The sequence below is a fragment of the Paenibacillus sp. J22P15 genome (genome assembly GCF_056269345.1).
The window spans coordinates 37,406-60,891 of the sequence record NZ_JBWDNT010000022.1; the positions used below are offsets into that span (position 1 = coordinate 37,406).

Consider the following 23,486-nt stretch of genomic DNA (forward strand, 5'->3'; position numbering starts at 1 on the left):
TCCTCTCCTCTCTTCTCTACCACAAACTATTATTAGAAATTTTTCTAGCGATATAGTTAACGACGATGAGCAATGTTAAATTAATGACCGAGTTAAAGACCCCGATTGCCGCAGAGAAGCTGAAACTTGAACCTAGCAAGCCTACTTTATATACATAAGTAGAAATGACTTCTGAGGTCGCAAGATTGAGCGGATTTTGCATCAAATAGATTTTCTCGAATCCCAGCTTCATTAGATTGCCTAGATTAAGAATAAGAAGAATGACGGATACCGGAATCAGACTCGGAATATCGACATTAACAATCTTCTGAATTCTAGATGCACCGTCAACCCTAGCTGCTTCATACAGCTCGGGATTGACACCCGCTAATGCCGCGATGTAGATAATGGCTCCGTATCCGGTATGCTGCCATACATCCGACCAAACATAGATGGATTTGAATAAGGAAGGGATGCCCATGAAATTTGTATTTTCCACGCCGAGCATCAGGAATAGCTTGCTTACAATACCTACATTCGGCGTCAAATTGACGATTAATATCGATACCATAATGACCGTCGAAATAAAGTAAGGTGCGTATGATACCAACTGTACACTCTTCTTGAAGAAACCATTACGCACTTCATTAAGAGCAAGCGCAAGGATAATTGGAGCAGGAAAGCCAACTAACAAGCCATAGAAACTAATGCCAAGCGTATTTTTCATATACAGCCAGAAATTTGGAGATTCAAAAAACTGATTGAAATATTTTAGTCCTACCCACTCGCTTCCAAATATGCCCTTGATGACGTTGTAATCTTTGAATGCGATCGTGATGCCAGCCATGGGTATATACTTGAATATAATGAGATAAGCAATTGGCAACAAAATAACGAAATACAATTGCCAGTGGCGAGCCATTTTGCGCAGAGGCGCAAACCGCCTTTCTCTGTGTGCAAAGGCCTGTGGAACGGAATGCCATTCATGATTAACTTTGGACAAGGGCTAGCCTCCTTTTAACGGTCTCATTTATGATTGCGCTTTCATGTGCTCATTTTATAAGCTTAGCTCACCATGCAACAAGATACATTAATAACTCACTTAACCTTTTTCGCATCGCTGCTCCATAAGAAACGGCAGCACCTTATACAGTCGGTGCTGCCGTCCCAATAGCATCCATTTCTTAATAAAATGACTAACATAATTCATAAGCTTAACGATTTTCAACTCCGTGATTTTATCAGCCATTTTGCTGCTTCAACGTTTCTGAACGGTATTCGCCTGGCGAGCATCCAACCACTTTCTTGAACACTCTCGTAAACGATATCGCACTTGTATAACCAACCTCTTCCGCAATAACCTGAACGGTCCTCCGTGTCTCTATCAAAAGTCGTTTTGCTTCTTTCAACCGAATATCGATTAAGAAATCAATGAACTTCTGACCAGTTGTTTCTTTGAACAGCTTGCTCACATATTTCGCATTCATTTCGAATTTCTCGCTTAAATATTCAAGTGACATATTCGGATTTGTATATTCCATTTCAATGACTTGCCGCATTTCTTTAATAATGCCAGCATGCTGACCGTTATAACGCATGTCTGCAAGTGTATCTTCAAGCTCTATCATTTTACCAATTATCGATTCATGCATTTCTTCTAAAGAATGGCATTTGTCCAATTTGTCGATCAACACTGGCAGAGTTTCAGTTTCCCAAACTACCTGACAATTATTCCCGAGACCTGACAATTCACGTCCCAGACTATAGAGCAGATAATTAATCACATTCATAATCTCGTCCTTAGTCAACAAACCTTGCTTCATCTGGTTGAACAAATCATCCAACTCAGTTCTCCAGCTTTTTTCCGATTTGCGGAAGTCATAAACAGCAGCTCTAATCATTCCAAGATAAGCGTATACTTCAACTTGGCTCTGGCTCATCACGTCCTCACGCGTAATGAGGCGGTTTTCACCCAGCACCATCTTATAATTTAGCGCTTCCAATGCTTGCTGAAATGATTGGGGAATTTCGGAGAGCTGTAAGGCCGGATTCCCGATTCCAATGCTTATCGTAAATTTCATGTTTTGCTCTATCCAAGCTCGAATGTTATCACAAAGCTGCACTACGATTTGGTTCTCATCTCCTCCGCCGCGTGCGAATAAAATAACGCTAAGACGTGATGAAGCTGTCCATTCTGCCCAGCATTCGTATCCGAAACGTGAAGACTGCTCATAGGTAATGCTTCGCAAAACAAACTTCAGCAAATTTTGATCGTTACGGGAATAACTGCTGCAAAAATCTCCATACTTATCAAGCTCCAAGACGATAATCGAATGACGATCCGCAGGTTCAGGAAGCTGCAGCCGCTCTGCTTCACTCCGCCAATTCCCCAGCGTCAGCTCCGTTCCAGCTTCAATAAGCTGATGGAACAGGTTGCGTGTCCGCAAATGAAGATCTTCTTTATATTGCTGCTGATATTGCCTTGCCTGCTCCGTTAAATTATCGAGAGCAGATTCTATAAATACAAACTCATCAATTTTTCCTGGTCCGGCATTCATAACTCCTCCTGTAAGTGCCAGCTTATACCCACTAAAGCGTGAGACAATCTGTTCAACAGGCTTCGCATTTCGTCTCGATATATAAATCATCCATACAAGACCTGCGATAATCATCACTAGTCCGATCACAAACCATACATTATAAAGCAACGATATTGTTTGGATGAACGTACCTTGAACTAAACCACTAATGTAAGACCAATTCGAATAGCTCGACTTATAATTTGCATAAACGCGCATGGAATCTGCAAATTTCGTATCTTCTAGCAATTCATTGCCCGCTCCGTCTTGGATGCGAATGAAGCTGACTTCTGAATTATAAAGCTCATTAACTAAACGCTCCAAAGAATCCGTTGCCACATTCACAACGATCATTCCTTTTTCACCCGTCATGAATGGAGCACCTCTTATTAGGCTGACAACATCCTTGCCCTCCCGTAACGTAAATTGCTTAAATATCCGCTTATCCGTCCATTTTTGTGAGATTGTATTTCGATATTGCTCAATAAAAGTTTTGTCTGGATACGTGTCTATATGTCCGCCCGTTGCGTTACTTAGCACGACCTGATCTTCATAACGAACCAGATAGACAGAATCGATGAGTGGATAATAAGAAATCATATCGTTCATTTTCACGACGGCGCTAATGTTAATATAAGGATCTCCGTCTTCCTTGCTATTGAAAAAATCGATTAGCGATTTATTGTTGATCGATTCCTTCATCACCATATTATCGATAGCTCTTAAGGACGTATCTATTAGCCTCATCGCTTGCAAAGACAACATGCTATTGGCGTTGATTGCCTCTTTGCGGCCTTGCTCACTAATTAATTGAAAAAACACGAAAAAAGTAAAGGTGACAACGATAATAAATATCGGCATATAGGAAAGCAGCAGCCGATTAAACCACGATTTGCTCATCATTAGCCTTCACTCGTTTCCGGGATGATTGGCGCCGTTATCTTCTTGACCAGCAGCCGTCTTTTAACTGAAATTTTAAAGCGATAAGACGAACTATACAATAGTAAGTGTCCACTCAAGCTTGCCTTATTTCCCGGGTGATGGTAAACCGAAGAAACCCCGATACCGATTCCGTATCGAGGCATGGCTGCCTCATAAGGAGCTATGCCCACTCTAATTGTGCAGACCGTGCAAGTTTGGTTTATTCATCTTAGGCGGTAGTGCTGGTAAGATCAATAAACCGTTTTCAACTTTCTGAATTATTTTCGCCAAAAAACTGCCAAATGCCGCCTATTTACGTTAATGAAGGCTAATCGCATTATTGCTGCTTGCGAAAGTTTGTAGGGGATATGCCATAATAAGCTGTGAATTGTTTAGTAAAATGATGGATCGACGTATAACCGAGATTTTCTGACAACTCCGTTATAGAAAGATTAGTTTCCCTCAAAGCGACCGCTGCTTGCTTCATGACGGATTTCGTCCAAAACGCTTTAGGAGACATATCAGTCGTTTGTTTGAACAACTGATGAAATTGTGTTTTTTTCAACCCGCTCTGTTTTAACCAGCCTTCGTAGTTGCTCCCTGCATGCGCCTCTCTTTGAATCGACTCCATAATGGTCTTAATTCTAGGATCGATGAACGATTTATTATGGATCACTTGAAAGACCTCAAGTACAAATGCTTTTAGTAAACTGCTTGCAATAAAATTAGAAATGGAATCTTTTTTCTGATGCTGATGCACGATATGAGCAAAGATCTCTACCAATCCGCTATGATGCTGCAAAGGAATGACTGTAGGGAGTAGTTCTAAATCCGTCCCGGCAACGACGTGCGTTAACATCTTGGAGTCAAATTTGGAAATATCCCAAGTCAAATGGGTTTCCGTTGTTAGATTAGGCTTGTCTAACCATAACTCACAGTACACATTATAGGTTGAAAGCTGATCCTCGTGATCAGAAAGGAACGAATGCTCGCATACTGGCGGCAAATAAATAAGATCTCCTTTTTGAACGGAATAGCTGTGAGGCGGTACTATAATCTTCCCTCTTCCGCTTTCAACCAAGTGAAAAGCATAACAATAACCAAAGCGGCCGGAGTCGCCGCTCGTTCGTTCACGATGAAATGTATAATGATGAGCGACTCGAACATTAGGACAGATATCAACGATCATATTCATATGAACTCCTCCCGCCTTTACTTTATAATATCAAAAATATGAGCATTGATATATCAAATATTTCCGGAAGTAATGATAAATAATCGTACTGGTATCTAAATACAGATGATCCCTCTATTTGCTACTATAAACTCAAATACCAACAGTAAACAGGAGGTTTTATTACATGAGTAATCCATCTATTGGCGGAAGTTTAACCAAAGATCAAGTGAACTTCTATAATGAGCAAGGGTACATTGTGATTCCACATCTGCTATCTGATGAAGAGCTTGCGCCTGCTAGAGCGGCTATGAATCAGAAAGTATCCATGATCGCAGACGAGTTATTTCAAGCGGGACTAATAAGCGACAAACTAGAGGATCGCCCATTTAAATTCAGATTGGCACAATTATTCACGAATTTAACTGCTGAGCACTTCCTGCAGTACGGCAGGAGCTGGCGTGACAGGCTTCCAGGTTATTTTCATTTAATGAGTAATTCCAAAATCTTAGATGCTGTCGAATCATTAATCGGCGGCGAAATATTCTCTAATCCGGTATATAATACAAGACCAAAAATTCCAAAGGTTGCTGCAGGTGCCGTGCCTTGGCATCAAGATAAATCGTATTGGCCTGATGCTAATGCCAATCCGGTCATTACTGTATGGATTCCACTGGTCGATGCAAATGAAATCAATGGTTGTTTGCATATAAAACCAAAAACTCATCGCACGAAGCTATTGAATTGGCATAATGAATCCCATACTGGTACTGGTTACACAGCATTACATGAAAACCAGCTTGGAAACACAAAAACGGTTGTCCTTCCCGTTCCTAGCGGCAGCGCGATTCTGTTTAATGACCGTTGTCTGCATATGTCAACGCCAAATGAATCAGATGAAGTCAGGTGGAGCGTAGACTTACGATACCAGCCAACAGATCAAGACCCCATGTTGTCTATTGGGGCAGGATTCCTTGCCAGAAGCGAACGCCATCCCGAACGTGTTGCTACATTAGAAGATTGGCTTAATGAAAAAACGGAGCATGAACAATAACATTAGAAGAAAAAGCACGATAAATAAACAAGGGGCTGTCCCATCGTCATCTTTGATGACTTTTGGAACAGCCCCTTCTATTCAGAACAAATGTGGTTCCCAAATTCACTACACAGTCGAATGTTCTTCCGATCGCTGTTGTTCGCGGATTCCTGGAATGAATTGGCCAAGGAAGGAATCCGCGAACAAAGGCGAACGCTGGCGCTTCTCCAGAATCATTCGACTTGCTCCGTTTGGTTGAACCTTGTAGATTTTAAAAGCAGAACTTACTTAACCGAAATTGTTTCTAACGGCTTTGCATTCCCATAGACAGGACGATTGCGATCTACAGGCTGTGCCCATTTCACGGCGTTCGTAATGACACGTTGAATGTCTTTGTTATGATAGGTTGGATATGTTTCATGCCCAGGCCTGAAATAAAACACTTTGCCGTTTCCGCGTGTAAAAGTACAGCCGCTGCGGAACACTTCTCCGCCTTCAAACCAGCTTGTAAAAATTAGCTCGTCCGGCGCAGGGATATCAAAATGCTCGCCGTACATTTCTTCTTTTTCAAGCTCGATAAACTCACCAATTCCTGCAGCAATCGGGTGACTTGGCGCCACAACCCAGAGGCGTTCCTTCTCATCTGCTTCTCGCCATTTCAAATCACAGCTTGTACCCATCAATGATTTGAAAATTTTAGAGAAATGAGCGGAGTGAAGTACAATTAAGCCCATTCCGTCAAGCACGCGCTGCTGTACTTTTTGGACCACTTCATCTTTGACATCCCCGTGAGCAAGATGCCCCCACCAAACTAGTACTTCTGTATTGTTTAATACATCATCGGTTAGCCCGTGTTCTGGCTCATCCAGAGTAGCTGTCCCAGCTGCGTATCCTGCTTCATTTAAAAAACCAGCGATCGCACCATGAATGCCATCCGGATATATTTCACCGACAAGCGGATTTTGTTTCTCATGACGATTCTCATTCCATACCGTTACCTTTACCATTATAAGAACACTCCTTCGTCGTTTAATTAAACCAAGTATAGAAAAAACGAGCCTTCAAGAAAATGCTTAATCATGCCGATTTTGTATTCAAAAGTGTTCTTCTATTCTATGAGTTATAAAAACATGTGAAATAGAAGTGATTTTGTTGAACCTACATTTCCAAAAATGATATACTTCATCTAAGGAGGCTATGCTCATGTCACTTATAGAAACGAGAATTGATACACTTTCCGAAGTGATCAATGAAGAGGTCATTTATCAAAATCCACTGCTGTTTCTAAAAATATGGGAAATCACTTCAGGCCCTAGTTATTCGAGCGGTGTGGAGAAGCATCCTTGGCATTACCACAAAGAAGTAGAATTTCTCGCTATCATAAAAGGCCAATTAGGTGTTCAAAGCAATCACAATTACGTAGTCCTCGGGCCAGGTGACGTAATGGTTCTGGGAGCCTCCCAGCCGCACCGTTCACATAAGCCCCTCGCTGATGAGTTGCATTATGTTGTGCTTCAGATCGATTTAAGCAAACATTTTGACCAAAGCACGATGCCTTATCTATACTGCTTCTCAGAACTAACTGAGCCACTGGATGCTCTGAACTATATTTTTGATATCAATGAGTCGGCCAAAAAGGAAGTCCATGCTTTTATTATGGATGTCTTTCAAGAATCACAGACACGTGCAAGAGGCTACGAAATTGCTGTCAGCTCTATCATCAAGAGACTGATTCTGCTGCTGCTCCGAAGCGACAGCCGCAACGTATTGAACGACACAGGGGAAACCGAATTAAATCGGTTAAGACCGGTTCTTGATTATATTAACGATAATTTGAATGATAAACTTTGCGTCGAGGATGCTTGTTCTTTGCTTAACTTGAGCTATCATTATTTCATCAAATATTTCAAGAAAACGATGGGTATCTCTTTCGTGGACTACGTTAACTATAAACGAATTAAGAAAGCCGAGCTTTTATTGCTGACGAGTGAGCTTAGTATTATGAATGTGAGCTATGAAGTTGGCATTACTAACATGGCACAGTTCTATAAGCTTTTTAAGCGGCATAATCAATGCTCGCCTAGAGAATTCAAACTGCGTATGCGAAGCGAGTCCCAAAAAAGTAAATAGATCCGATTCCGCGAATAAAAAGCATGGTCTTCGCTGGATCGGATCTATTTTTTCATACGTTAATTATTGAATAGACCTTCCGGAAGCTTCGCTTCCCATGCATTAGGATTAACAAGTCCGAGCGCGTGGATGACGACTTCCGCCGTATCTGAGATGATGAATTCTCCTTGCAGCGAGCTGTTCGGATGAATTCCTGGGCCAACACAGCCCCAGAAAATCGTTTTGTCGAACGGATGATCACTGCCGTGACCATGAGAATTCTCACCTCCACCTCCATGATCAGAAACGACGATAATCATACTGTCTTCCAATAGCCCAGTTTCTTCGATCGCTCGAAGAATATGTCCCGTGCTTTCGTCCGTTTCTTCGATGGCTTGAAGCTGCTCGGGCGTATTGAACCCATATTGATGCCCCGCCGCATCAGGAAGATCAAACCCAATGAACATCAGCTTCAGATCTGGATTTTCCCGAATATATGATGCTGCGTCAAGCGCAAGCTCGTGGTCGTTCAGCGATACTTTATGCACACCGATTGACGATTCAATTATGCCGTAATTAATTGGATTCCAGACGCTAAACGCTGCCATTTTGGCATCAGGAATAGCGTTCTGAACAATTTGAAAAATGGAAGGATAAGGTGAATTTTCTGGATACGTATTCTCGCTAGCAATCTCATTCGTAAGACCATGCTTTTCCGGCCCTACTCCATGAAGAAGCGCCCCCCAGCATTGCGCACTAATCGTCGGTGAAACGGTTTGCGCGTCAAAACCGAAAGTACCCATACGGATTAAACGATCCAAATGAGGTGTATTGGCGTTGCTCACAAAATTGCCCGCTCCATCCCAGCCGATAATGAACACCCTTGCTATTTTTCCCATCATTCTTCTCTCCTCTTAAGTATGAATTATGGACTTCCCCAAATTCCGATCATAATAACTCCCATAGTAATAACCACGGATAACAGGATTCGCTTCATTCCATTCGATTCCTTCAGCAAGAAAATGCCCAGCATCGTCCCGAACACAGTACCGATTTCACGAATTGGAGCGAGATGTGACAATGGCGCAAGCTTCATTGCAAATAGAAACAGCAGGTATGAACCAGGAGACAGTATTGTCCCCCACAGAATTGTCGCTTTATTTTCCTTCCATTCCTCCATTATTTGCTTCGAACGGAAAACGGCAGGGCTTAGCACAATAACATAAGCAATGTTGCTAAGTTCGATGATCGATAAGGGCGACAACGATTGGAGCACCATCTTATCTGTCATGACGTAACCCGTTATACATAAACCTACCAGCAGAGCTGGAACAAGACTCCGAAATCGGAATATGGACTGCTTTTTCATAAAACCACTTATGGCAAACAGACCAAGCACAATGCAGCTTACACCTATCCATCCGAAAAGGGATAACGATTCGTCAAATATCCACACACTGAATAGAGGAACGAGCAGTGCTCCCATACCCCGCATGATCGGGTACATTTGTGACATTTCACCTTGACGATAAACGATCGGCAGCATGAAAAAATAGCCCATTTGGAAAGCCATCGATAGCAGCATGAACAAGTAACCGCTTAATGAGATGGAGCTGTTTGCGATATCAACAATAAAATAAGGAAGAAGCAAAACAAATGAAGTAATATGAATCGACCACAGAAAAACACTTTTGTTCTTACTTTTCTTCGTAAACAAATTCCAAATCGCATGTGTCAAACCAGAACATAAAACAAGTATGATAGCAAAGGAAATCGCCTATCACTCCCCCCGACGAATTCATTATTTTCATCCTTATCATACTTACAGACACTTACAAAGTCAACACAAAAACAACCAATAACAACTAAAAACACATTATTAATTATTAGATCGGAATCTGTTCTTGTTTTCTGCTTTAAAGATACAGCTTAGGTTTACTTGAAAAGCTCTGTACATATAATGGTGGGTGGTAAATAAATTGGTGCAATAGAAGGAGGCTAATAATCGACATGACCGAAAAACAACAGACGCCATTTGATTATAAGACGTATTGGGATAACAACTATACCCAAGGCGGCACATCGGGCAGCGGATCTTATGGTGTGCTGGCGGACTTTAAAGCTGAGGTAATCAATTCATTCATCCGTGAACACAGCATACGAAAAGTAATCGAATTCGGGTGCGGGGATGGTAACCAGATTTCGCTAATGAACTATGAACAGTACTTGGGCTTGGATGTAGCCAATTCCTCCATCGATATATGTGCCAATAGATTTGCTGGAGATCGCTCCAAGAGCTTTCTCGCTTACAACCCCCGTCACTTTGTAAACCATTGTTTTCTGACATGCGAACTGGTCGTTTGTCTGGACGTCCTGTATCATATTACGGATGATCATGATTTCAACAAAACTTTGGGCGACATTTTCTCATGCGAAGCTAATTATGTCATTTTATATACACGAATTACCGGTTCCGAAGAGCCGTATGTCGTGCCAACGATTCGAGACCGGGATATTATTCAGCATCTAAAAGCATACAATAACTACAAAATTGAGCGAATCATTGAGCAAAAACATAAGCATTTATCATCTGCTAGCTTTATCATATTGCAAAGAGAAATAACCTAAATACTTTTGACCAATACCACGAAATGAACATAAAATCCGTTTTTCCAAAAATAAATAGGGCTGTCATTAAGATCATTTCAGATCTTATGATTCAGCCCTTTCAATGGTATCATGAAGATATGCGATGGCTTCAGCCCGACTGGAAACGTTGAGTTTTTTGTAAATCGTACTTAAATAATTTTTCACCGTACCGGTAGTTAAGAACAATTCGGAAGCGATTGCTTGATTAGACTTCCCTTGTTTCAATTTCTTTATAATGTTGCGTTCCTGATTAGACAAATCATTTAGTTTATCATTGGGCTGTTGATTCGAATCAAGCTCCACTATTTCTTTGGACGTTTGTTGTTCATACATTTCTGATGAATGGAGTGCTTGAACAAGACGCATCTGAATACGATTGGGATAATTTATTCTCCCCTCTAAACAATCAAGAATCGTAGAGAGAAGCTTCTTAGTCTCAACTCCCTTAACCAAAAAACCGCTAGCCCCATGACGTATCGCTTCCCATATGTACTCTTCATCCTCAAAAGTTGTCAAAACCAACACTTTCGTATCAGGAAATTCCGTTTTGATTTGTTTTGTGGCTTCTAAGCCATCTAATTTGGGCATATGGATGTCCATCATTACAAGCTCAGGACGGTGCAATCGAACTTGTGCGATTGTTGCCAATCCATCACCCGTTGTAGCGACTACCGAATACTGTTCCTCCATGCTTAAAATAGCTGCCAAACCGTCGCGAATTAAGGGCTGATCGTCTGCTATTAAAATGGTTCTTTTAGACAACTAGTTCACTCCGCTCTATCGTTTTCGTCTGAACAGGTATATTGATTTCTAGGGTTACACCTCCGGCAGAGCCCTTGTTCAAAATCGTTAGCTCTCCCCCAATTTCCTTTACCCTTTCATTCATAGCGTTCAAACCAAAGCCATGAACAAATTGCGATGGAGCCTTACCGTTATTGGATAAAAAAAATAGTATATGCCCCTCACGATACGTCAACAAGAAGTGGAAAGAGGTACTAGAACCATGACGAATTCCATTGGTTAGGCCTTCTTGTAATGCCCGATAAATCGTTAATTCGATCATTGGTATTTCATCAGGTAATGATTTGTCAATTTCATATGTAATTTCCACTTGTGTCTGCTTCTTCGTTTCATCGATCAACTTTATAAGCTCAGGTACGAACGGTTGATCAATAATATTCTCATGCAACAACTGTACGGAGCTTCGTACATCATCCAAACCACTAAGTATATAATCTTTCGTTCTATCGATCATCTCTTTTGCAATCGAGTAGTTATTTTTCTCAAGGGCATGGGTTGCTGTTTGCAAGCCGCTTAACGCCGATGTTAGCGTATGTCCAACCGAATCATGAATTTCACGTGATATTCTAGTCCGCTCTTGCAATTGAGCTTTCTTTTCTAGCTCAATTGAAGCGATTCGCAACTGCTCATTGTCTTTCGCCAACTGATTCTTTTGTTGAAAAGCAATTTTTGCAAGCAGACTTATCCCGAAAATTGCAAAGTAATCGATGATTCGAGGTAAAATATAAAATATTTCTTTGAAAGGTGGGAATTGGCGATATATCAACAGGCCTAGTACAAAACTGCTATAACTCACCGTAGTATAAATAATCGATAGATATCTACTCTGATGAAAACTAAATTCTCCGATGAGTACTAAGATATAGATTTGTGCAAAAAAGCTCTCCGAACCTATCGATATGACCGAAGCTAATGCTAATTGTATAGATAACCAAAATATACCCGTCAATCCTTGCAGATTGATTTCCATGATGTAATTTCGGATGAAGACGACCATTATATATGTACATAATAGTAATGAAAGCCAAACAGTAAGCTTACTCGTATGAAACAATAAACAAACCGTCGCTCCTATTACAATGATGAACAAGATGTGTTTCGATCTATTATTTAATTTTACATCCATAGTAATTCCTCTCACGAAATGATAGATTTACCATTTATTATACCACAAACATGACTTTAGTCATATGAACTAAGAAGAAACAGTCGAAAAATGACGAAAAAGCGAGTTTCTAATGATCTTCTTCATCTAGAATATGCTTTTATGATTACATATAATGAGAAAAGTCGGATGAAGCACAATAAGTGGGATGATTCATTGCTGCAGATGAGTATAAAAAAGCTCGAGGGAGACTTGGAGATATGCTTTTGATATTATGGAACCTATTAGGCTGCTTACTTCTAATTTTAAGTATAACTTTCTCCATTCGTTTAATGCTCGACAGCAAACGTAAATAGGTGAAACTCTGGTGTACTATTTTCATTGCTGCTCTTTCACGCGTTAACCACTAAAGAAAATTGGAGGCAATATGTATAAATGATAAAAAAACTAGACAAAAAACTACTATTTGTCCTTATTCCAATTTCGATTATATGCATTATATTAACAATTTATAACTTGTATAGAGGAAACTCTTGGAAAAGCCAACTTATAACAATAACATTATGCGCTCTCATGATAAGCCTATCTATTAATATAATTGTTAAAAATAAAAAGAAATAGCCCCATCCACCATAGCATCAAAAAGAATAGAGGATGTCCCTAAAATAGAGGTAACTTGATAATCCGGCGCTTTTGAGGCACATTGACGGAATAGGCAGCATATTAGATCTAGTTTCTAGATCTATTTGTGTTGAAATTGATCGTTTTCAGGGAAATACGTCTAGTTTCTAGACTTATTTCTGAAATCCGGCGCTTTAGAGGCGCATTAGCGGAATAGGCAGCATGATAGATCTAGTTTCTAGATCTATTTGTGTTGAATTGATCGTTTTCAGGAAATAAGTCTAGTTTCTAGACTTATTTCTGATAATCCACCGCTTTAGAGGCACATTGGCGGTGCTGAACATAAAGGGGCTATCCCATCGCGCCATCTTTGATGACTTTTGGGACAGCCCCATTACAAAGAAACACTACCGCAAGATTAAACCTCTTATCCTTAGGTTGTCTGCTCATCTTGAACAAAATTTAACACTCGGTCATCCACCGCTGCGGAATTTCCGAGATCAGGCTGGTCAACAAGTGAAACCTCAGGCTCATTTAAATAACCATGCAGCTCAAAGAGCACAATTTCATTACGTCCCTTACGAAGCAGCGGCCCTGGGATATACAACGCGCGCTGAGGTCCTATCTCCCAATAGCGTCCCAGATTAAAGCCATTAACCCATGCTACACCCTTCTTCCAACCATCAAACCTTAAAAAAGTATCCCCAATCTCTTCTACCACAAAAGAACCTTTGTAAAATGCAGGAGTTTCCACACGCAATTCTTGATCTTTCGTTCTTTCGTAGCGCACAGATAATAGAGAATCGGGACTAAGCGGAAGTGTCCGAATCGTCCAATTGTATAGGAACTGGTTATCAAGGAGCACTCCTTCCGTAATGCCCTTAGGATCACGAAGGCGAGGACCATAATTGATTCGGCCCATATTCTCAACAAGAATATCGAGTCTTGCCCCAGTTTCAGGAATGTTAATATCTAAGGAGTTAGGGTCCCAGCGCTCCACAACACCTAATAGCTTGCCATCTAGAAATACTTGAGCTCGGTCACGGACTTCCTGAATATGCAGCTTCTGCCCGGATCGAGGCCCTTTCACCCAAGTCGAATATAAAATAAAACCATACGCCTGATCGAATTTCTCCATAGGCTGTATAAATGTCGATTCTACCGGCACAGATAATTGGTCCAGATTACCAAGCAGTGTCCCGCTCTCTGAAAGTGTAACCTTTCCATATGAATATTTAGGAATCGGCTGCGGCATCTCACAGCCAGGCTCGATGCCATGCTTAGCAAACACGCTGCGAACCGCCTCATACTTGCTCGTTACATCTCCCCACTCACTCAGCGGTGCATCGTAATCATAGCTAGTCACCGTGGGCTCATACGTTTTAATATGATTGGCGCCATTGTAAAATCCAAAATTCGTTCCGCCATGGAACATATAAAGATTAACTGACGAACCGCTATCAAATATTTTATCCAGTTCATCAGCCACATCGGCAGCATCGCGAACATGATGAGGTTCCATCCAATGATCGAACCAACCATTCCAAAATTCCATAACCATTAGCGGTTCTGTCTCTCTATACTCAAGGTACTTTCCGAATGATTCCGCAACACGCGAACCAAAATTCACCGTTGCATGAACATCCTCTATCGTACCGCCAAGCAGCATCTCGTCAGTTGGCCCGTCAGAAGTGAAGAGCAGCACGTCTATCCCTCTTTGTACAAGCCCGTCACGAATATATTTCAAATAGGATGTATCATTGCCGTAGCTTCCATATTCATTTTCTACTTGAACTGCCAGAACCGGCCCACCATTCGTAGAAAGCAGTGGAACAAGCTTAGGTATTAATACATCGTAATACCGATCCACCTTCGCTAAATAGGCCTTATCCGAGCAGCGAAGCTGGATATCGTTTTCTTTCAAGAGCCATGCTGGCAATCCCCCGAATTCCCATTCTGCACAAATGAAAGGACTAGGACGAACAATAACATGTAAGTCCAATTGTCCCGCAAGCTCTATAAACTGAACGATGTCAGCCATTCCTTCAAAATGAAATTGACCTTCCTGTGGTTCATGCATATTCCAAGCAACGTAAGTCTCCACAGTATTAAATCCGCAAGCCTTCAATTTCTGTAAACGATCCATCCAATACTCTGGCACGACACGGAAATAGTGTATGGCACCCGACACAATACGGTAAGGCTCACCATGCAAGTAATACTGCCCATCTCTAATCTCCAATTGACTCATGGTTCCCTCTCCCATCCTTAGCAGTTTCCATTGTGAACATCAAACTTACTTACTATTAAACACGGCAAATCGTCTTATAATTGGACGTTCTACCGACCCAAGCACACTTAATCGTATCCTGTCCGTAGAAATTGGTTTGAAGTGATCTATTTTTTTGTGCCCAATTGCGCTGCCGCGGATAATCTCTATCCAATCATTACCTGATTTAACCTCAATCCTATAGTCTTGTACCCGTTCCCCATAAGCAATGTCTTCCATTGTGATAATATGGTCGATGATAAGATTCTCAGGCAGCTCAAGCTCGATAACCTCTCCCTCGCCAGACATCTCGGCAAGTGAATGATCAAACCTGCGACGAACCTCGTTCCCGAAAGCGATAACGCGATTCACATCAGCCTCTGGCATAAGTCCACGGTTATCTGGTGTTACGTTCAGAAGCAGTGTTGCACCATGACCAACCGAACGATAATAGATGTCCATTAATTGCTCCAAGGAAAGCAGCAAATGCTCCTCATCCGGGTGCCAGAACCATCGGTCCTTACGAATAGGCACATCGCATTCTGCCGGTACCCAGCGAGGTGTTTCAGGCAGCCATTTCAGAGACCCCTCGCTAAACATACTCACCCGAGCAGATTCAGCTGTATTCCAGCAAGGATAAGGGGCTAGACCATCCTCATTACCTACCCAGCGTATCGTCGGTGCACCCATATTAAATACCATGGCATCCGGCTGATGCTGCTTGATCAGATTCATAATTCGTTTCCAATCATACTCTCTTCCTTCTGAACCCGCTCCATCGAACCAGATTTCAACGAGTGGACCATAACCTGTCAGCAATTCCTCCAGCTGACTTGCGTAGAAATGATCATACGCCTCTGGATCAGAATAACACGGTTCATGTCTATCCCAAGGGGACAAATATAAGCCAAAGCCAATTCCTTCTTCAAGGCACGCTTCTGCACAATCCCTTACGATATCCCCTTTGCCATCTCTCCAAGGACTAGAGGCAACCGAATAATCTGTTGTAGCGGTCGGCCAAAGACAGAAGCCGTCATGATGCTTTGCCGTAAGCACGAAGTATCGGAATCCTGCATCCTTCGCCGTACGCACCCATTGTCGAGCATCAAGCTCAGTCGGATTAAACAAAGAAGGCGAGTCATTCCCATCGCCCCATTCCTGATCACAAAATGTATTCATTCCAAAGTGACAAAACATTCCTAGCTCAAGATCCTGCCAACGACGCTGCTGCTCGGTTGGCACTGATAATGATGGTGATAAGTTAGCCATGCTACATCTTCCCCTCCATACACTTTGTATCGTATTACATAATTTACCATTAATCCGTCAAGAGAAAAAGGAGCTTTGCAGCAGCCATGTCTAGACTGATCAAAGCTCCTCAATTCCTGTTACATTTCACTTGTTTTTATTTCGTTTCTTTCTCATCAATGATTCTCGTCGCTTCTTTTACCATCCACGCTTGTACATCATCAATTGAATCGTTACTAAGCATGAATTTACTAAAGCCATCACCTATAACTTTCGTTAAATCAGCAGTACTTGTAGTTACAACTTGTGATGCATCCAAGTATTTAATTTCAGGACCAAACAATGTGTTTTTAAGAGATTCAACATCATATTTATCAGCGTTTGCACCGATCAAACGATCAAGAACGACATTCTGGTCTGATTTTTTCCAGCCTGAGAACTCGTTTCTTGATTCCGAGTCAGTCGTTGTCATGAATCGCATTAATTTGAACGAAGCTTCTTTATGCTTGGAAGTCGCACCCATTACTAGATGTCCTCCACCTACAAAATACTTACCGTCACCATAATCTTTTGGCTGTGCATTCGCAGGAGGAAGCGGAACTGGAGCAAATGCCGTCTTGAAATCATGCGGATATTGTTCCGTATTTCCTGGGTCAGGAATCATGAAGCTACCGGAAAGAATCATAGCAGCACTTTCACTGAAAAATTCAGTACGATAGTTAAGCTTCGATGCAAGGACATCCGCATAAGGTTTAGCCGATTTATCTACCGCTTCCATGTCTTTACGCAGCTGGAAGAAGTATTTATAAGTTGGATCAGCCAAGATTGTTGTTCCATCATCATAACGGAAAGGATCTTTCATCACCGTTTGCGCTGGAGCATTCATATACAATTCCCATGTATGGAAGTACGAACCGTACTGTTTATCCACGCCTTCGCCTTTGGTCAACTTCTTGGAATAATCGCGGAAGTCATCCCATGTCCAACCATATGTCGGTACTGGCAAGCCCGCTGCATCCAGGGCATCCCTATTTAATAGAATGAACTGGTAGCCTGTTGACATTTGCATGCCATAAGTTTTGTCACCGATTTTTGGATTAACGAAATATTCATCCTCAGCAACGAGATTATTAGCAGTATAAAATTCATCCAACGGAGCAAGCGCACCTCTAGTTGCTCTTTCGATAACTGCTGACGCACTCGGAACGTTAACTACGTCAACCGCTTCTCCCGATGAAATTAGAAAATCAAGCTTTTTCAACATTTCCAAGGAATTACCAGGAACTAGAATGACATGCTCAACTTTAATATCTGGATTTTCTTTCTCAAATTGTTGCAGCATCGCTTTCGTACCAACCTCTTGAGCCGCGCTGTCAAAATTGTAATACTTAATGGTCACTTGCTTGTCTGCATTACCCTCAGACCCCGCAGCGTTTGAGTTTTTAGGCGAATTAGAATTGCTTCCACATGCGCTTAGCACTGCAAAAGCAGCTAGCAAAAGACAGATAGAAACTAAAAACTTGCGTTTTACCTTTTGATTCATTTTGTTGCCCCCCTATTGAATAGATGACTATTTTTCTTTCATCATCAGTATAAAGACTGGATGATTCACACAAGAGTACAATTTTGAGGTAAAAAGATTACTTTTTTGACTTTTTTGCAAATATCAGCCTTTAACCCCGCCAAGTGCAATGCCGTTAATAACTTGTTTCTGCAAAATAATAAATATAATTAGTAAAGGAATAATAGCTGACAACGAGGCCATCATCATAATGGCATCATTCGTCGTATAATCATCCCTGAATAGGCTCATACCGAGCGGGATCGTATATAAATCCTTTGATTGCAAGAAAATAAGCGGGTTCTGATAATCATTCCATGACCATATGAACTTTATTATCGCAACGGTAGCGAGCACCGGTTGGCACAGCGGAATAATAATAGAGCTGAATATTCTTAAATGACCTGCTCCATCAATTTTCGCTGCTTCCATATACTCATCGCTAATGCCCGCCATGAACTGACGAAGCAGGAATGTGAAATAAATTGAAAACATCCCCATAAAAATCAGTGCTAAGTGATTATCATAAAGACCCATCCAGCGGATCAGCATAAACCGAGGAATTAATGTGGCCTGATCCGGTATAATCATGAACGAAATCAAAGCCGTAAATACAAGACCTCTCCCGCTAAAACGAAGCTTTGTGAAAGCAAAAGCTGCCATAGTGGAAAAGAGTAATGTGAGACAAGTTACAATGACAGCTATTTTGATAGAGTTGAAATAAATATGAAGAAAGTTTACATTCCCCATCCAAACCGCTTTAAAATTGTACACCACATTAATATTTTTAGGAATCCATTCAATGGGAAACCGCATAACATCTTTCTCAAATTTAAAAGCTGATGAAAGCATCCATATAAATGGAACTAAGAAGAAAATAGATATTGCACCCATGATGATAGTCGTAATTATTTTTGAAATATTTTTTCTAATGATAAGCAAGCTGATCCCTCCCCCTTATACTCATTCTTCGTTTCTGAATTTCCAGGTAACCGCAGTAATGACAGCAATAATCGCAAATAGCAACCATGAGATCGAAGCCGCGTAGCCCATATTGTAATTCACGAATCCTTCCTCATAGATCCGGAACACGATCACAGTAGAAGAATTATCTGGTCCACCTGCTGTTAAGTAAGAGATAATATCAAATACTTTAAATGAACCAATCAACATCGTAATAAACAAGAAGAACGTTGTCGGACGAAGCAAAGGAACCGTAATTTTGAAAAACTTGGTCATTGAAGTCGCTCCATCGATTTCCGCAGCTTCGTATAGTTCATTCGATATACTTGTAAGACCAGCCAAATAAATAATAATCGTATAACCAAGCCCTGCCCAAGAAGTAATGATTGCAATAGCTATAAGTGACGATTTCGGATCTACCAACCACTTAGGCGGATTGGAAATTCCTAGATCCATCAAGAACTGATTAATCGGCCCTAATGAAGGGTGGAATAAAGCGCTCCATACTGCTGCTACCGCAATAATGGACGAAATGTAGGGAATGAAGAACACAACCTTAAAGTAGTCCTTCCAAAACACCTTATTGTGAATGAGAACAGCTAGTACCAGTGATATAGCAATAGGAACTGGAACCGTCAGCACGGTATAAAGCAGATTGTTTTTCAGCGCTTTAATAATGGTTGGATCATTGAACATTTTAATATAATTGTCGATACCGTTAAATTTAATGCCTCCTAGACCTGATAACAGATCCCACGAAGTAAAGCTCAAATAAAGAGAAAACCCAAGTGCAAATACATTCAGCAATAACATACCTATAATTTCTGGGGCAAGAAACAACCAGCCGATTAGAGCTTCTTTCCGCTTAGGAGTCCAAAACTTTCTTGGCTTCTGTAAAATTTCAGGGTTTGTGATTGGTTTAGCAGCTTCCATTTCGTCTCACCTCAACATTGATTAAGTTGATACTAATGATAATAGAAATCCTCAGCCTATAAACGATGGATTATGACTTCGTAGGAGCAATATTTTGACTTTAGAATAATAACCGCAGGAACGAAAAATAACCTGTTCCCCCGTAATTTCGGAGGACAGGTTACTAACATGTTGTCTATAAACGATTCATCTTACATAGGTGTTAATCGTATAATTTGCTTTATATTCACTAGGAGTCATACCAATATACTTCTTGAACACTTTTGAAAAATAGGTTCTGTCCGAATAGCCAAGTCCCATCGCTAAAGATTCAATGCTTTGGTTAGACGTTTTCAACATTTTTGCAGCAATTTTCATTTTATACTGGTGAACAAAATCCGTGAAATTAATACCTGTCAGACGTTTAAAATAGCGTGAAAAGTAGCTTGAATTCAAATACAAATAACGTGCCATGTCAATTGAAGTAATGTTTGCGGATAAATTTTTATCTAGATATTGTTGAATAACTTGCAGTTTCGGTTCTTGGATAACGGGTTCTGTGCCCTTCTGCCGGTTCTTCGCAATATGAATAAGCTTTCTTTCAATCAGTCCCGTCACATCGTGTAAGGTCCTTGCAGAAGACAGATACATATAAATCCCTTCATCCGACTTCCAGCGTGAGAACATTAAATCAATGCTGCGAATGATTGTTGATAAATCCTGAACCAGCTCACTTGGCTCGACTCTATTCTCTTGTGCGTTCTTTCCAATATTCGAGACGATATTATGGATACTATCAAAATCGCCTTTCATAATCGCACGCTCAATATCTGATTTATAAGAATCTAAGAAACCTAGCGGATACGATGTAAACATGTTCTGTAGGAAGACATTCATATTCGTAACCGTAAGCTCACTGCCCTTGTAAAACTCATTTTTATTCTGAACCACCTGTTGATAGACCGCCCCAATAGATTGCAGCTCCATCTTATCCGTCACGGTGACTATACTAAGTTGTAATTTCAGAAATTGAAGACAAAGAGTTTGCAGCTCCTGCATATACTTTTGAAAATAGGGATAGGCGTTATCCGCTAAATTATTACGGTAATTATGCAAAATAACTAAGTTCTCTTTTTCCAAAAATGGTGTTATTCCATCATAAGAAGCAGACAGCTCCACTGCGATATTGTGGATAGCATAGAAAATTAATGAAATATTGTTCTGTACGTAGAGCGATTCGTAAGTTGAAAAATGGATATGGACAACCCCCATCATAAACCAGGGGTATCCCCATGAGATACCGAGCTGAGCTGCGTACCCCACAGTTGATGTAGGATTAACACCATCAATGACTCTTTGAAATAAGCCTTGCTTGAACAGTTCACTGTTATAGTTCGATACGTCATTGTCGATCCTTGTTACTTTCATTTTGAGCAGCTGTATGGATTTCCCTAAACTTTGCTCCAGCTGCTCCGCCGTTAATTGATCTTTAAGAAGATAATCATCCGCATTCAGCTTTACTGCCTGCTGTGCATAATGGAAATCCTCATGACATGTTAAAAAAATGACTCTAATATCCGGTTTCATCTGGCGGAAAATTGCTGCAAGCTCGATTCCGCTTTTTTGCGGTAATCCAATGTCAGTGATGACGATATCAGGCGACGTTTCTTCAAACATATGCAATGCCTTTGCACTTGAATAGGTTGCCCCTACTACCCGCAGCTGGATTGACTCCCAATCTATCATTTGCTGCAAAACTCGAATCATAGGGACATCATCATCAATTAACATAACTTTATACATCACCGATTCCCCCCTCCGAAGAATAAACATGTCGATCAATAACAGGAAGATGAAGGAAGGCTGTTACCCCACCCTGTGCATTTTGATAAAGAGCTAAAGACGCAGTTGGACCGAATGTTAATCTAGACCTTTGAATCACATTAATCAAGCCGACCCTCTGATAAGAAGAGGACTGCTCCGAACCAACAGACTGCAGATGATGATTCAGTACCGCTAAATGTTCTTCCTCTATTCCACATCCGTTATCCTCAATTTCAATGACAATTCCATTCTCTACTCTTCTTGCTTGAATCAAAATTTCGGCAGCAGGGTTGTCTACCAATCCATGTACAATGGCATTCTCAATTAAAGGCTGCAGCATCAGCTTTGGAATTAATAATTGCTCCAGCCCCGGTTCAAGTTCAACCGTAAGCTCTAGAAGCATCTCATTTCTGATCTTCATAATATCGATGTAATGCCCCAGCAGCACGCATTCATCCTTCAATGAAGTCGGTTCATTTACTTTCAGATAAGCTCTTAGCAAGCTCATTAGTGAATCGATACTTTTGCTATGCATAAGATCCTTCTGCAGGATTAGGCTGCACTTGATAGAGTTTAAAGTATTAATTAGAAAGTGTGGACGAATTTGCATGAATAAGGCCTCAAGCTCCATGACTCTCTTCTGTTCCTGTTCACTCTTAATATCATGGATAAGCCCTTTGAGCTGATCCATCATCGTGTTTAATGAATGACCAAGCTCAGCGATATCGTCTTTCCCCTTCACTTCAAGCTTTACGTCAAGGTTTCCCATTCCAAACTGCCTGACAGCACGCTGTAACTTTTGAATAGGCCTGTGCAGTCTCCTTGCAATAAACATAGAAGAAATGGAAAAAATAATAAAGAGGAAAATTACGCCTCCAATACCCAAATAGAAGGTTCTTGAGATTTCCCCCGTAAAGGTTTCCTTACTTGCTTCATAAACAAGCGTCCAGTCCGTCTTGTCTAACGTGACTTCAGAACGGAGAGTATCCCTGCTTGCTGCTTCATCATGCCACAGAAGCTCCGTGCTTCCAGCAATAAGAGTTCCCTCTGCATCAAATAACGCTACTTTACCAAACTCAATGGGCTTCAAAACTTTCTCAAAGTATGACTCTGAAATACCAATAATCAGAACCGACAGATAGCGTTTGTCATCATTATCATGAATCACTCTTGCCATATAATAGGTCCCTTCCTTATCGGACTCTTCTTTAACCATACCGAGCCATTGAAGGGTTTCTGGCCTATTGAGATCAACTTTTTTATATAAATCTTCTAGGTTTCTGTTAACTAAATTCAAATCATCCTCATTCGAAGAAATAATAAAGCCTTCTCTATTTACCAAATACATTCGAATGTTATTATTCAAAGGTTTAGATGTAATGAGAGAAAATACTCCCCTTATGTTCGTGAAATTTGTGTAATCAGCATACGTGTTCAACCGATCTGTATCTGCGAACTTTTTCAAGTCTGAACGGAAATTCGTATCATTAACGATGAAATGCGATGCAAACGTAACATCATCAATCGTTTTCCCAATTTCTTCGATCATGACGTTCAAGAAGTTATCATTGCTTAAATGAAGCTTCTCAACCATTGTCTCTTTAATGAGAACGAATGAGATTACAGATACGGTAATAATGGGAACAATAATAAATAGGAGAAATGACAACTGAATTTTTTGATAATAACTCAACCTAGACATATTTACCGTGCCTCTTTCAAGTTGCTTTTATGA

The 23,486-nt window shown here is 40.8% G+C and carries 20 protein-coding genes; 3 read left to right on the top strand and 17 right to left on the bottom strand.

Annotated elements, in window-relative coordinates; translation table 11 throughout:
- Positions 1-16: 16 nt before the first annotated feature.
- From AC0YN6_RS26265 to AC0YN6_RS26285, 5 genes are all read right to left on the bottom strand, one after another.
- Positions 17-901 (bottom strand): ABC transporter permease, encoded by an 885-nt coding sequence (locus AC0YN6_RS26265; RefSeq protein ID WP_475750716.1) that lies wholly within the window; start codon positions 899-901, stop codon positions 17-19.
- A 180-nt stretch (positions 902-1,081) separates the two neighbouring features.
- A complete protein-coding gene (locus AC0YN6_RS26270; RefSeq protein ID WP_475750674.1) occupies positions 1,082-1,228 on the bottom strand; it encodes a hypothetical protein in 147 nt (48 codons plus the stop codon).
- A complete protein-coding gene (locus AC0YN6_RS26275; RefSeq protein ID WP_475750675.1) occupies positions 1,221-3,461 on the bottom strand; it encodes a helix-turn-helix domain-containing protein in 2,241 nt (746 codons plus the stop codon). Before AC0YN6_RS26275 ends, AC0YN6_RS26270 begins: the two co-directional genes overlap by 8 nt.
- Positions 3,461-3,643: a hypothetical protein gene (locus AC0YN6_RS26280; RefSeq protein ID WP_475750676.1), complete on the bottom strand. Its 183-nt coding sequence runs from the start codon at positions 3,641-3,643 to the stop codon at positions 3,461-3,463. The genes AC0YN6_RS26275 and AC0YN6_RS26280 overlap by 1 nt, the downstream gene beginning before the upstream one ends.
- 173 nt (positions 3,644-3,816) lie before the next feature.
- On the bottom strand, positions 3,817-4,674 hold the full coding sequence (locus AC0YN6_RS26285) for a helix-turn-helix transcriptional regulator (protein WP_475750677.1): 858 nt from the start codon (positions 4,672-4,674) through the stop codon (positions 3,817-3,819).
- A gap of 166 nt (positions 4,675-4,840) precedes the next feature.
- Here AC0YN6_RS26285 and AC0YN6_RS26290 point away from each other — a divergent pair, with 166 nt between their 5' ends.
- Positions 4,841-5,707, top strand: a complete 867-nt coding sequence (locus AC0YN6_RS26290; RefSeq protein ID WP_475750678.1) for a phytanoyl-CoA dioxygenase family protein — start codon at positions 4,841-4,843, stop codon at positions 5,705-5,707.
- 266 nt (positions 5,708-5,973) lie between these two features.
- On the opposite strand, the gene AC0YN6_RS26295 is transcribed toward AC0YN6_RS26290, so the two are convergent.
- A complete protein-coding gene (locus AC0YN6_RS26295; protein ID WP_475750679.1) occupies positions 5,974-6,696 on the bottom strand; it encodes a ThuA domain-containing protein in 723 nt (240 codons plus the stop codon).
- 196 nt (positions 6,697-6,892) lie between these two features.
- Between AC0YN6_RS26295 and AC0YN6_RS26300 the strand changes: the two genes are divergently transcribed.
- The gene (locus AC0YN6_RS26300) at positions 6,893-7,819 is read left to right on the top strand and encodes a helix-turn-helix domain-containing protein (protein WP_475750680.1); all 927 of its coding nucleotides are present in this window, start codon (positions 6,893-6,895) and stop codon (positions 7,817-7,819) included.
- A gap of 59 nt (positions 7,820-7,878) precedes the next feature.
- Here the strand turns inward: AC0YN6_RS26300 and AC0YN6_RS26305 are convergent, their stop codons facing one another.
- Together AC0YN6_RS26305 and AC0YN6_RS26310 are read right to left on the bottom strand one after the other, a co-directional pair.
- Positions 7,879-8,700, bottom strand: a complete 822-nt coding sequence (locus AC0YN6_RS26305; protein ID WP_475750682.1) for an alkaline phosphatase family protein — start codon at positions 8,698-8,700, stop codon at positions 7,879-7,881.
- A 23-nt stretch (positions 8,701-8,723) separates the two neighbouring features.
- Positions 8,724-9,515: an EamA family transporter gene (locus AC0YN6_RS26310; RefSeq protein WP_475750684.1), complete on the bottom strand. Its 792-nt coding sequence runs from the start codon at positions 9,513-9,515 to the stop codon at positions 8,724-8,726.
- A 293-nt stretch (positions 9,516-9,808) separates the two neighbouring features.
- Here AC0YN6_RS26310 and AC0YN6_RS26315 point away from each other — a divergent pair, with 293 nt between their 5' ends.
- The gene (locus AC0YN6_RS26315) at positions 9,809-10,426 is read left to right on the top strand and encodes a methyltransferase domain-containing protein (RefSeq protein WP_475750685.1); all 618 of its coding nucleotides are present in this window, start codon (positions 9,809-9,811) and stop codon (positions 10,424-10,426) included.
- 84 nt (positions 10,427-10,510) lie between these two features.
- Here the strand turns inward: AC0YN6_RS26315 and AC0YN6_RS26320 are convergent, their stop codons facing one another.
- The 9 genes from AC0YN6_RS26320 to AC0YN6_RS26360 form a co-directional block, all read right to left on the bottom strand.
- Positions 10,511-11,209, bottom strand: a complete 699-nt coding sequence (locus AC0YN6_RS26320; protein ID WP_475750686.1) for a response regulator transcription factor — start codon at positions 11,207-11,209, stop codon at positions 10,511-10,513.
- Positions 11,202-12,374: a sensor histidine kinase gene (locus tag AC0YN6_RS26325; protein ID WP_475750687.1), complete on the bottom strand. Its 1,173-nt coding sequence runs from the start codon at positions 12,372-12,374 to the stop codon at positions 11,202-11,204. The genes AC0YN6_RS26320 and AC0YN6_RS26325 overlap by 8 nt, the downstream gene beginning before the upstream one ends.
- A 1,033-nt stretch (positions 12,375-13,407) precedes the next feature.
- A complete protein-coding gene (locus tag AC0YN6_RS26330) occupies positions 13,408-15,225 on the bottom strand; it encodes a glycoside hydrolase family 35 protein (protein WP_475750688.1) in 1,818 nt (605 codons plus the stop codon).
- 45 nt (positions 15,226-15,270) lie between these two features.
- Positions 15,271-16,512 (bottom strand): alpha-L-fucosidase, encoded by a 1,242-nt coding sequence (locus AC0YN6_RS26335; RefSeq protein ID WP_475750690.1) that lies wholly within the window; start codon positions 16,510-16,512, stop codon positions 15,271-15,273.
- A gap of 136 nt (positions 16,513-16,648) precedes the next feature.
- Positions 16,649-18,034 carry an ABC transporter substrate-binding protein gene (locus AC0YN6_RS26340; RefSeq protein WP_475750691.1) on the bottom strand — a complete coding sequence of 462 codons (1,386 nt, stop codon included), beginning with the start codon at positions 18,032-18,034 and terminating at the stop codon, positions 16,649-16,651.
- A 123-nt stretch (positions 18,035-18,157) separates the two neighbouring features.
- Complete coding sequence (locus AC0YN6_RS26345) at positions 18,158-18,946, bottom strand: carbohydrate ABC transporter permease (protein WP_475750718.1); 789 nt, start codon at positions 18,944-18,946, stop codon at positions 18,158-18,160.
- A gap of 69 nt (positions 18,947-19,015) precedes the next feature.
- Complete coding sequence (locus AC0YN6_RS26350; protein ID WP_475750692.1) at positions 19,016-19,948, bottom strand: carbohydrate ABC transporter permease; 933 nt, start codon at positions 19,946-19,948, stop codon at positions 19,016-19,018.
- A 186-nt stretch (positions 19,949-20,134) separates the two neighbouring features.
- Positions 20,135-21,730 carry a response regulator transcription factor gene (locus AC0YN6_RS26355; protein ID WP_475750694.1) on the bottom strand — a complete coding sequence of 532 codons (1,596 nt, stop codon included), beginning with the start codon at positions 21,728-21,730 and terminating at the stop codon, positions 20,135-20,137.
- On the bottom strand, positions 21,723-23,453 hold the full coding sequence (locus tag AC0YN6_RS26360; RefSeq protein ID WP_475750695.1) for a sensor histidine kinase: 1,731 nt from the start codon (positions 23,451-23,453) through the stop codon (positions 21,723-21,725). Before AC0YN6_RS26360 ends, AC0YN6_RS26355 begins: the two co-directional genes overlap by 8 nt.
- Positions 23,454-23,486: the final 33 nt, after the last annotated feature.